This is a genomic window from Streptomyces katrae (genome assembly GCF_000966975.1).
GTDB lineage: Bacteria > Actinomycetota > Actinomycetes > Streptomycetales > Streptomycetaceae > Streptomyces > Streptomyces katrae.
Window position 1 is genome coordinate 1 of the sequence record NZ_JZWV01000128.1, and the last position, 11,172, is coordinate 11,172.

The 11,172-nt window shown below is 73.6% G+C and carries 8 protein-coding genes and 1 pseudogene; 6 read left to right on the forward strand and 3 right to left on the reverse strand.

Features of this window, described 5'->3' with window-relative positions:
- A pseudogene (locus tag VR44_RS06885) lies at positions 1–373 on the forward strand (L-arabinose isomerase); the annotation flags it as partial.
- A 162-nt stretch (positions 374–535) separates the two neighbouring features.
- Positions 536–2,269: a glycoside hydrolase family 6 protein gene (locus tag VR44_RS06890; RefSeq protein ID WP_045946486.1), complete on the forward strand. Its 1,734-nt coding sequence runs from the start codon at positions 536–538 to the stop codon at positions 2,267–2,269.
- 151 nt (positions 2,270–2,420) lie between these two features.
- Here the strand turns inward: VR44_RS06890 and VR44_RS06895 are convergent, their stop codons facing one another.
- Positions 2,421–3,485, reverse strand: coding sequence for a LacI family DNA-binding transcriptional regulator (locus tag VR44_RS06895; protein ID WP_045946487.1), 1,065 nt, complete (start codon positions 3,483–3,485; stop codon positions 2,421–2,423).
- 419 nt (positions 3,486–3,904) lie between these two features.
- On the opposite strand from VR44_RS06895, the gene VR44_RS06900 reads away from it, so the two are divergent.
- Genes VR44_RS06900 through VR44_RS06915 form a run of 4 tightly spaced genes read left to right on the forward strand, consistent with a single transcriptional unit; the run spans position 3,905 to position 8,661 of the window.
- Positions 3,905–5,185, forward strand: a complete 1,281-nt coding sequence (locus VR44_RS06900; protein WP_245691623.1) for an ABC transporter substrate-binding protein — start codon at positions 3,905–3,907, stop codon at positions 5,183–5,185.
- Positions 5,186–5,235: 50 nt separating this feature from the next.
- Complete coding sequence (locus VR44_RS06905; RefSeq protein ID WP_045946488.1) at positions 5,236–6,252, forward strand: carbohydrate ABC transporter permease; 1,017 nt, start codon at positions 5,236–5,238, stop codon at positions 6,250–6,252.
- 2 nt (positions 6,253–6,254) lie between these two features.
- On the forward strand, positions 6,255–7,148 hold the full coding sequence (locus VR44_RS06910) for a carbohydrate ABC transporter permease (protein ID WP_045946489.1): 894 nt from the start codon (positions 6,255–6,257) through the stop codon (positions 7,146–7,148).
- 46 nt (positions 7,149–7,194) lie between these two features.
- Entirely contained in the window at positions 7,195–8,661 is a 1,467-nt protein-coding gene (locus VR44_RS06915) for a GH1 family beta-glucosidase (RefSeq protein ID WP_045946490.1), read from the forward strand.
- Between the two features lie 12 nt (positions 8,662–8,673).
- On the opposite strand, the gene VR44_RS06920 is transcribed toward VR44_RS06915, so the two are convergent.
- Complete coding sequence (locus VR44_RS06920; RefSeq protein WP_045946491.1) at positions 8,674–9,894, reverse strand: ROK family protein; 1,221 nt, start codon at positions 9,892–9,894, stop codon at positions 8,674–8,676.
- On the reverse strand, positions 9,891–11,172 hold a 1,282-nt coding region (locus VR44_RS06925), incomplete at its 5' end, for an FGGY family carbohydrate kinase (RefSeq protein ID WP_045946492.1). The genes VR44_RS06920 and VR44_RS06925, both read right to left, overlap by 4 nt.

The window sequence follows — 11,172 nt, forward strand, 5'->3', positions numbered from 1 at the left end:
GGTCCGGCTGGTGTTCGACGCCGCTCCCGGCCCCGGCGTGGTGGTCGGCCTCGCCGACCTCGGCGACCGCTTCCGCCTGGTGGCCAACGACGTCGACGTGGTGGCTCCCCCGCACCCGCTGCCCGCCCTGCCGGTCGCCCGCGCGGTCTGGCGGCCCCGCCCGGACCTGCGGACCTCCACCGAATCCTGGCTGACGGCCGGCGGACCGCACCACACCGTCCTCAGCACCGCCCTGACCTCCGACCACCTCGACGACCTCGCGGAAATGCTCCGCCTGGAGCTCCTCCTCATCGACGAGAGCACCACCCCGCAGCGGTTCCGGCGCGAGCTGCGCTGGAACCAGGCCTATCACCGGCTGGCGCTGGGGCTGTGAACCGGAGGGCCGGGGGCCGCTGCTCGGGGGGATTCCCGAGCGAAATGCTTTCGACCCTCCGCGTGCCTTGACGCCGCTGGGCGCCGTCCGCACAGTGGGAGCGCTCCCACCCGTCCGTGCCGGGCCCCGCCCGCGCACCCGACGTGAAAGGCACCCAGCGAAATGAGCCGCATCATCCCCCGCACCGCGTTACTGGCGGCCCTCGGCCTCGTCACGGCCGCGGGCGCCACCGCCACCGTCTTCGGCACCCCCGCCGGCGCCGCCACCGCCGGCTGCAAGGTCGAATACCGGATCACGAACCAGTGGAACACCGGGTTCGGCGCCGATGTGGTCGTCACCAACACCGGAGACCCGGTAGCCGCCTGGACCCTGGAATGGACCTACGCGAACGGCCAGCAGGTCACCCAGGGCTGGAACGCCGCGATCACCCAGTCGGGAGCGGCCGTGACGGCCAAGAGCCTCTCGTACAACGGGTCGCTGGCCACCGGCGGTTCTACGTCCTTCGGGTTCAACGGGTCCCACACCGGCACGAACGGCGTGCCCGCGACGTTCAAGCTCAACGGCGTCACCTGCAACGGTGCCGATCCGACCCAGCCCCCCACCACACCGCCGACGACCCCGCCCACGACGCCTCCGCCGTCGGGCGGCAAGGTCGACAACCCCTACGCCGGCGCCAGGGTGTACGTGAATCCCGAGTGGTCCGCCAAGGCGGCCGCCGAGCCGGGCGGCACGAGGGTGTCGAACCAGCCCACCGCCGTCTGGCTGGACCGCATCGCCCTGGTGACGGGCGGCAGCGGCAAGATGGGCCTGCGCGACCACCTCGACGCGGCCCTGGCGCAGAAGGGCAGCGGCGAACTCGTCGTCCAGCTGGTGGTCTACGACCTGCCCGGACGGGACTGCTCCGCGCTCGCCTCCAACGGGGAACTGGGTCCGACCGAGATCGACAAGTACAAGACGCAGTTCATCGACCCGATCGCCGCGATCCTCGCCGATCCCAAGTACGCCGGACTGCGGATCGTCGCCGCCGTCGAGATCGACTCCCTGCCGAACCTCGTCACCAACGTCTCGGGCCGCCCGACGGCCACCCCCGCCTGCGACGTGATGAAGACCAACGGCAACTACATCAAGGGGGTGGGCTACGCGCTGAACAAGCTGGGATCGATCGCCAACGTCTACAACTACGTGGACGCGGGCCACCACGGCTGGCTCGGCTGGGACGACAACTTCGGCGCCTCCGCGGAGATGTTCAAGCAGGCCGCGACCGCCGAGGGGTCCACCCTCTCCAAGGTGCACGGCTTCATCGTGAACACGGCCAACTTCAGCGCGCTGAAGGAGGACAACTTCAAGATCGACGACTCGGTGGGCGGCACGTCCGTACGCCAGTCGAAGTGGGTCGACTGGAACCGCTACACCGACGAGCTGTCCTACGCCCAGGCCATGCGGGCCAAGGTGGTCTCGCTGGGCTTCGACCCCGGCGTCGGCATGCTCATCGACACTTCCCGCAACGGCTGGGGCGGCACGGCCCGCCCGACCGGACCCGGCGCGACGACCAGCGTGGACTCCTACGTCAACGGCGGCCGCTACGACCGGCGCATCCACCTCGGCAACTGGTGCAACCAGGCGGGAGCCGGGTTGGGCGAACGGCCGCAGGCGGCACCGGCCCCCGGCATCGACGCCTACGTGTGGATGAAGCCGCCGGGCGAGTCGGACGGGGCGAGCAAGGAGATCCCGAACAACGAGGGCAAGGGTTTCGACCGGATGTGCGACCCCACCTACACGGGCAACGTCCGCAACGGCAACAGCATGTCGGGCGCGCTCCCGGACGCTCCGCTCGCCGGGCAGTGGTTCCCGGCCCAGTTCCAGGAGCTCATGAAGAACGCCTACCCGGCCCTGTGACGGACCGCCGGTGAAGGGCCCGGAGCCGTACGGTGCCGCCCGGCTTCCCTACGGCTCCGGCCCGTACGGTGCCGCCCGGTTCCCTCACGGCTCCGGCCCGTACGCGCTCGGGCCCCGGCCGCGCCCGGAACCGGCGCGCGTCCCCCACCGCTCAGGAGGAATCCCGCACGACCAGCTCCGTGGGAAGGACCCGCGGCTGCTCCTCCTCCGCCGCCGGGCCGGCTCCGGGCCCGTCGGCGATCTTCCGCAGCAGGAGCCGGGTCATCGTGCGGCCCATCTCCTCGATCGGCTGGCGCACGCTCGTCAGGGGCGGATCCATCAGGCGCGCCACCACGGAGTCGTCGACGCCGACGAGGGCCACGTCCTCGGGAACCCGCCGCCCGGCCTCGCGCAGCGCTCCGCGCGCCCCTGCCGCCATCACGTCGGAGGCGGCGAAGACCGCGTCCAGGCCGGGGGCGCGCTCCAGCAGGGCGCGCATCGCCAGCCTGCCGCCCTCCTCGGTGAAGTCCCCGGTCGCGACGAGCGATTCGTCGGGTGTGATCCCGGCCTCGGCGAGGCCCGCGCGGTAGCCTCCGAGACGGGCGCGGGCCACGTACATGTCGGCCGGACCGCTGATGGTCGCGATCCGGGCGCGGCCCCGGCCCACCAGGTGGGCGACGGCCGCGCGGCCGGCGCCGGTGTTGTCGGAGTCCACGTAGTCGATGGGTTCGGCCTCGGAGCGCCGGCCGTTCATGACGACCGGCAGGCCCAGCCGCGCCAGCCGGTCGGGGAGCGGATCGTCCCCGTGGACGGATGCCAGCAGTACGCCGTCGACGCGCTGGGCGGCCAGGTACTGCTCGAAACGCCGCCGCTCCGGCTCGGTCCGGACCAGGGTGAGCAGCAACTGCTTGTCGGCCTGGGCGAGTTCGGCGCTGACCCCGCGGATCAGGTCCAGGAAGTACGGCTCCGAGAACACCCGCGCCTCGGTCTCCGGGATGACCAGGGCGACCGCGTCGGTCCGGCTGCCGGCCAGCGCCCTGGCCGCCTGGTTGGGTACGTACCCGAGCTCCGCGACCGCGCGGGCGACGGCTTCCCTGGCCTGCTCGCTCACCCGCGGCGAGCCGTTGATGACCCGGGACACCGTGCCCCGGCCGACGCCGGCCAGGGCCGCGACCTCTTCCAGGGTGGGCCTGCCGTTCCGCCGTCCGCTCACGCCTCTCGAACTCCCCTCGCGCATCGCACTCCGCGCCCGCCCCGGTCCCGTGGGCCGGGCGGGGATGACGGACCCCGCCGCCCCGCGCGGCACACCTTACGCCGAGGAGGCCCATGGGAGCGCTCCCACACTAGCCTTGATTACCTGAACACGCCACGCGCGATTCGGAGTTCGGCTCTTGACACCCGCACCCGCCAGACAGCAACCTTCCGGCAGCGATGTGGGAGCGCTCCCATTCCCTGGGGGCGGCAACGGCCTCCACTTCAGGGTCCGCGCGGGTCCTCGCCGAGCCGCGAACAGCCGCCGGGCCCCCTGGCGCACGAAGAGCACCACCTTGGACGAGGAGAGTGGAATGCGCACTTCCAGCAGCAGACGCGGCCACGGCCGCCGTACCGCGGGCAAGGCGCTCGTCGCCGCCGTCGCCGTGGTGACCGGCGCGGCCCGTGACCGGCGCGGCCCTGCTCACCGCTTGCGGGGGCGACGACGGCGAGGACGCCGGCACGGCCGCAGGCGGACGGATCACGCTGCGGATCGGGACCTTCGGTTCCTTCGGCTACGACAACGCCACCGGGGCGAAGCTCTACGCCGAGTACGAGAAGTCCCACCCCCACATCAAGATCGAGGAATCGAACGTCGCGGACGGCCAGAAGTACTGGGACACGCTCAAGCTCCGCCTCTCCCGCGACAGCGGCCTCGCGGACATCCAGGCCCTGGAGGTGGGCTACATCGCCGAGGCGACCGGCCCCGCGATGGCGGACAAGTGGACCGACCTCGGCAGGACCGGCGGCGCGGACCTCGGGGCGTTCCTCGACTGGAAGGTCAAGCAGGCCACCACGGGCGACGGCAAGGTCATCGGGCTCGGCACGGACATCGGCCCGATGGCCATCTGCTACAACAAGGACCTGTTCGCCCGGGCCGGACTGCCGACCGAGCGCACGGAGGTCGCCCGGCTCTGGGCGGGCGACTGGGCGAAGTTCCTGGCGGCCGGAGAGACGTACAAGAAGAACGCCCCCGCCGGGACCGCCTTCCACGACTCCGCCGGCGGGCTGTTCAACGCGGTGATCTCCAGCGAGCCCGTGCAGTACGCCAACGCCAAGGGGGAGCTGGACTACGAGAACAGCCCGGGCGTGAAGAAGGCCTGGGACACCGCCGTGGCGGCGGCGCGGGGCGACCTGACGGCCAAGCTGCGCCAGTTCGACGAGAAGGGCACGTGGAACGCGGCCTTCAAGAACTCCAGGTTCGCCACCGTCGCCTGTCCCAGCTGGATGACGGGCATCATCAAGGAACAGGCGGGCCCGGCGAACCAGGGGAAGTGGGACATCGCCGCGCCGCCCGTGGCCGGGAACTGGGGCGGCTCCTTCCTCGCCGTGCCGAAGTCGGGCAAGCACGTCAAGGAGGCGGCCGAGCTCGCCGCGTGGCTCACCGCTCCGGCCCAGCACGCCAAGGTCTTCGGCGTGAACGGCAACATCCCCTCCTCGAAGGACACCCTCGCCTCCCCGGCGGTCCAGGACGCGAAGCTGCCGTACTTCGGTGACACCCCGGTCGGCAGGATCTACTCGCAGGCCGCGGCGGGCATCACGCCCGCACCGATCAGCCGCTGGGACGGGCAGGTGAAGACCTTCCTCACCGACAACGGCATCCTCGACATCGAGCAGCGCGGCACCGATCCGGCGAAGGCCTGGGAGAACGTCAGGAAGCTGGTCGCCGACAAGATCGACCGGTGACGACGCCGGTGTCCGCGCACCGTACGCATCGACCTGGAAGGAAGCCGCCCGTGGCCACCTCCGTACGGGCGGCGGGCGACGGCTCCGCGCCGCCCGCCGCACCGGTCCGGGACCGAAGCGCCGGCCCCGGCTCCCCCAGCCGGCGGCCCCCCGGCCGCGGCGGCCTGCGCAGCACGCTCCACCGCCTCGACCTGAAGGCCGTCCCGTACGTCTTCGTCGCCCCCTTCTTCCTCACCTTCGCCGCCTTCGGCCTCTTCCCGCTGATCTACACGGGCTGGCTCTCGCTCCACCGGGTCGAGCTCGGCGGCGAGGCACAGTGGAAGGGACTGGGGAACTACAGCTCCCTGGCGACCAGCGAGTTCTTCTGGAACGCGCTGGCCAACACCTTCACCATCGGCCTCATCTCGACCGTCCCCCAGCTGCTGATGGCCCTGGGCCTGGCCCATCTGCTCAACTACGAGCTGCGTGGCCGCGGGTTCTTCCGGGTCGCGGTCCTCGCCCCGTACGCCACCTCCATCGCGGCGGCGACGCTCGTCTTCGCCCAGCTCTTCAACACCGACTACGGTCTGATCAACACGGTCCTGGGCTGGGCGGGCTTCGCCCCGGTCGACTGGGAGTCCTCCAAGTGGCCCGCGCAGATCGCGATATCGACGATCGTGACCTGGCGCTGGACGGGCTACAACGCGCTCATCTACCTGGCGGCGATGCAGGCCGTACCGCAGGACCTGTACGAGGCCGCGGCCCTGGACGGGGCTTCGCGCCTGCGCCAGTTCCTCAGCGTGACCATCCCGTCCATCCGGCCGACGATCCTCTTCACCGCCGTCGTCTCGACCATCGGCGCCACCCAGCTGTTCGGGGAGCCGCTGCTCTTCGGCGGCAGCGTGGGGATCAGCGGCGGCAGCGGCAACCAGTTCCAGACCCTGAGCCTGCTGATGTACGAGAAGGGCTGGGTGACCGGCGCACTGGGCCAGGCCTCCGCCATCGCCTGGGTCATGCTCCTGCTCCTCCTGCTCATCGGCGGCCTGCGGACCCTGTTCTCCCGACTGCGCGCGAAGGAGGGGAGCTGAACATGGCCCGCACCCCCGGCACGACCGCCTCCGGGCCGCCGCGCGTCCGCCGTCTCCGCCCCTCGGCCGGCCGGCAGCGCCACGCGGGACCGCTGGCCTACGTCCTCCTGGGCCTGGCCGCCCTGCTCTCCCTCTTCCCCCTCTACTGGAACCTCGTCGCGGCCTCCCACACGGGCGAGCGGGTGGTGAAGGCCCCGGCGCCGCTGCTGCCCGGACCCCGGCTGCTCGACAACCTCTCCTTCGCCTGGAACCAGGTCGACATGGGCGAGGCACTGGTCAACACGACGGTCGTGGCCGGCCTGGTGGCCCTGTCCACCGTCCTGTTCTCCACCCTGGCCGGATTCGCCTTCGCCAGACTGCCCTTCAAGGGCCGGAGCGCCCTGCTGGCCCTCGTGGTGGCCACGATGACGATCCCGCCGCAGCTCAGCGTGATCCCGCTCTACGAGATCATCACGGACCTGGGCTGGGTCGACCAGCTCCAGTCGGTCGTCCTGCCTTCGCTGGTCGCCGCCTTCGGCGTGTTCTTCATGCGCCAGTACCTGATCGAGGCACTCCCGGTGGAGCTCGTGGAGGCGGCCAGGGTGGACGGCGCCCACAGCCTCCGCATCATCTGGCACGTGGTGTTCCCGGTGGCACGGCCGGCGATGGCGGTCCTCGGGATGCTCGTCTTCGTCCAGGCCTGGAACGACTTCTTCTGGCCGTTCATCGCGCTGACCCCCGACGGCAACCCGACCCTGCAGGTCGCCCTGGCCGGCCTCGGGGCGGGCAACCACACGGTCGACCAGGCCGTCGTGCTGACCGGCGCGCTCATATCCACGCTGCCGCTGCTGCTGGTCTTCGCCGTCCTCGGCAGGCACATCGTGGGCGGCATCACCGCCGGCGCCGTCAAGAACTGACGGCGCCCTGACGACACCATCCGGCACCCCTCCATCCGAGCCTGCGTTGGGAGCGCTTTCCCATGACCGTGCCCGAGACCCGGCCACCCGGCCCCTCACCGCCACCCGCACCTTCCCGTCCGGTTTCCTCTGGGGCACGGCCACCGCCGCGTACCAGATCGAAGGCGCCGCCCGCGAGGACGGCCGGACCCCCTCCATCTGGGACACCTTCTCGCACACCCCCGGCAAGGTCTTCGCGGGCCACACCGGTGACGTGGCCGTGGACCACTACCACCGGTTCGCCGAGGACGTCCGCCTGATGTCCGAACTCGGCCTGGGGGCCTACCGGTTCTCCGTCTCCTGGTCGCGCGTCCAGCCGGCCGGCCGGGGCCCCGCCGGCCGGAAGGGCCTGGACTTCTACCGCCGGCTCGTCGACGAGCTGCTCGCGGCGGGCATCGAGCCGGCGCTCACGCTCTACCACTGGGACCTGCCCCAGGACCTGGAGGACGCGGGGGGCTGGCCGGAGCGCGGGACCGCCGAGCGGTTCGCCGAGTACGCGGGGCTCGTTGCCGATGCCCTCGGGGACCGGGTGAAGCGCTGGACGACGCTGAACGAGCCCTGGTGCAGCGCGTTCCTCGGCTACGGCTCCGGCGTCCACGCCCCGGGACGGACCGATCCGGTCGCCGCCCTGCGCGCGGCCCACCACCTCAACCTGGGCCACGGCCTCGCCGTCCAGGCCCTGCGGGCCTCGCTGCCCGGCGACGCCCAGCTCGCGGTCTCCCTCAACCTCCACGCGGTCCGCCCCCTGACCCCCCGCGCCGAGGACCGGGAGGCGGCCCGCCGCATCGACGCCGTCGGCAACCGGATCTGGCTGGGGCCGATGCTGGAGGGCGCGTACCCCCAGGACCTGTTCGCGGACACCTCGCACCTGACCGACTGGTCCTTCGTCCGGGACGGCGACACCGCGACGATCCACCAGCCGCTGGACCTCCTCGCCGTGAACTACTACACCCCGACGGTCGTCTCCCGGGTCGCGGAGGGCGCCGAGCGGCCGCAGGACGACGGCCACGGCGACAGCGAGCACTCGCCCTGGCCCGGCGCGGACGGCGTCGCCTTCCACCGGGCGCCGGGCGAACGCACGGCGATGGGCTGGCCGGTCGACCCGGACGCGCTCTACGACCTGCTCACCGGCACCGCCGCCCGCTATCCCGGGCTGCCGCTCGTCGTCAGCGAGAACGGCGCCGCGTACGAGGACGAGGTCGGCCCCGACGGCACGGTGCACGACCCGCGGCGCGCCGCCTACGTCCACGCGCACCTCGAAGCCGTGCACCGGGCGATCACGGACGGGGCGGACGTGCGCGGGTACTTCCTCTGGTCCCTGCTCGACAACTTCGAGTGGGCCTACGGCTACGCCAAACGTTTCGGCGCCGTCCACGTCGACTACGGCACGCTGGAGCGCACGCCCAAGTCGAGCGCGCACTGGTACTCCCGCGTCGCCCGGACGGGACGGCTGCACGCCCCCGGCGAGGCGTGACCCGCGGACGGCTCACACGGCCCGGCGGAAGGGCAGGCGGGCGGGGTCGGCGATGATCCGCTGCACGGTCGACCACGCCGCGCCCAGTACCGGTCCGCGGCGCCCCAGGGCGGAGGGCCGTACCGCTTCGGGGGTCCAGGGCCTGACGGTGACCCGGGCGGCCAGTTCGGCGCGTACGGGCGGGAGGAGCCAGTCGGCGAGTTCGGCGTAGGCACCGCCCAGGACCAGGCCGTCCGGGTCGATCAGGTCCACCGCCGGGACGAGGGCGAGGCCCAGGGCCCGTCCGGCGCGGTCCAGGGCGCGCAGGGTCGCCGCGTCCCCGGCGCCCGCCCGCTCGGCCAGTACGGCCACCGGGTCGTGGGCGCCCGCCAGCCCGGCCTCGCGCAGCACGGCGGCTTCGCCCGCGTACTGCTCCAGGCAGCCGCGTGCCCCGCAGGGACACGGTGCGCCCTCCGGGTGGACGGGCAGGTGGCCGAGTTCGCCGGCGAAGCCGCGGGCGCCCCGGAACAGCCGGCCGTCGATGACCAGTGCGGCGCCGATCCCCGCCTCGGCGGAGACGTGGACGAAGGTCTCGGCGGGGTGTCCCAGGTGCCGCTGTTCGGCGAGCGCGCCGAGGTTGGCCTCGTTCTCCGGCTCGGGCACGGTGGCGGGGTCGGGCCAGTGGTCGGCGGGGCGCACGGCCCGCCAGCCGAGGTTGGGGGCGTGGGCGACCAGTCCGCCCGGGTCGTTCGGCACCACCCCCGGCACGGCGAGGACCCGGCCCTCGACACGCAGGCCGAGGGCGGCGGCCTCGGACTCCGCGTCGGCGCCGAGCGCGGCGGCCTCCTCCAGCACCCGTGCGGCCGGCCGGCCCGCGTTGGCCCGTTCCACCCGGCGCCACACCCGGGGTTCGCCGCGCAGGTCCACGACGCACGCGGCGAGGTGGGTGACGCCGATCTCCAGGCCGAGGCCGGCGGGACCCCGGTCGTCGAGGGCCAGGGCCCGTCCGGGGCGGCCGACGCGTCCGCTGGGGGCGGTCTCCGTCTCGGCCAGGGCGGCGCGGCCGATCAGCTCGTCGACCAGGGAGGAGACGGCCGGCCTGGTCAGGCCGGTGTGTCCGGCGACGTCCGCCCGGGAGAGCGGGCCGTGCGCGGCGACCGCGCCGAGCACCGCGGCGAGGTTCTGCCGGCGCATCCCCTGCTGCGAGGCGGGCGCGGTCTCCGGCCCCCCGGCCGGCCTGCCGAGCGCGGTCATCGGCCCCGTCCCTCCTGTCGTTGGTCCGGCGGGACCTCCTGCAGGGCCCGTGCCCGCCGCAGCGTACCGGTGATCCGTTCGAGGGTGTCCTCGTCACGGGGTACGGGGTCCAGCACCCGGCCCTCCGTGGTCCGCCAGCGCCGGGCGACGGCGTCGGCGGGCTCTCCGGTGAGCAGGGCGGCGGCCTGCGCGGCGGCCCCGAGGGCGACCAGTTCCCGTGCCTCGGGCACCTGGACGGCCCGGCCGGACAGCCGCAGGACCGTCTGCTGCCAGGCCCTGCCCGCGGCTCCGCCGCCGATCAGCAGCAGGGGTTCGCCGGCGGCGGGGTCCTCGCCTCCGGCGCGCAGTACGTCGTCCAGGGCCGTGAGCAGGGCGTGGGCGGCCCCGTCGTAGGCGGCCTGGAGGAGCTGTCCCGGGGTGGTGTCGTGGCGCAGGCCGTGGACCAGGCCGGAAGCGCCCGGGAGGTCCGGGGTGCGCTCGCCGTCGAGGTAGGGAAGCACCACCACCGTGCCGCCCGCCTCGACGTCCTCGCGGTCGCGTCCGACGAGGGCGGCGAAGCGGTCGACGGCGAGGGAGCAGTTGAGCGTGCAGGCGAGCGGCAGCCAGCCGCCGAGGGCGTCGGCGAAGCCGGCGACGGTTCCGTTCGGGTCGGCGGGCCGGGTCCGGCCGACGGCGTAGACGGTGCCCGAGGTGCCGAGGCTCAGGACGGGCCGGCCGGGGGTGAGGCCCAGCCCGAGGGCGGCTGCCATGTTGTCGCCGGTGCCGGTGGCGACGAGGGCGCCCTCGCGCAGCGGTGTTCCGGACCGGACGAGGCCCGCCCGGGCGCCGGGCGGGAGGACTTCCGGCAGCAGGGCGGGGTCGAGCCCGATCCGGGCGAGGACCTCCGGGTCGTAGCCGTCGGGGCCCCACCAGCCGGTACCCGACGCGTCACCGCGGTCCGTCACCGCCTCACCGGTCAGCCGCTCCGTCAGGAAGTCGTGGGGCAGCCGGACCGCGGCGACGCGGTCGGCGGCGGCGGGCTCCCGCCCGCGCAGCCAGGCCCACTTGGCGGAGGTGAAGGCGGCCGTCGGGACGCTGCCGGTACGGCGGGCGAGCTCTGCCGGGCCGAAGGCGGCGGCGAGTGCGGCGGCCTGGGGGGCGGAGCGGACGTCGTTCCAGAGCAGTGCCGGGCGCACCGGCCGGCCGGCCGCGTCGAGGGTGACCAGGCCGTGCTGCTGGCCGGCGACCGAGCAGGCGGCGGCCCGGTCCGCCCAGCCGGTGGCCGCCGTGGCCGCGCCG

Coding starts and splice junctions, on each gene's coding strand:
- VR44_RS06920 (WP_045946491.1), bottom strand. CDS start 9,894: ATGACCGCGCTCGGCAGGCCGGCCGGGGGGCCGGAGACCGCGCCCGCC.
- VR44_RS06890 (WP_045946486.1), top strand. CDS start 536: ATGAGCCGCATCATCCCCCGCACCGCGTTACTGGCGGCCCTCGGCCTC.
- VR44_RS06910 (WP_045946489.1), top strand. CDS start 6,255: ATGGCCCGCACCCCCGGCACGACCGCCTCCGGGCCGCCGCGCGTCCGC.
- VR44_RS06895 (WP_045946487.1), bottom strand. CDS start 3,485: ATGCGCGAGGGGAGTTCGAGAGGCGTGAGCGGACGGCGGAACGGCAGG.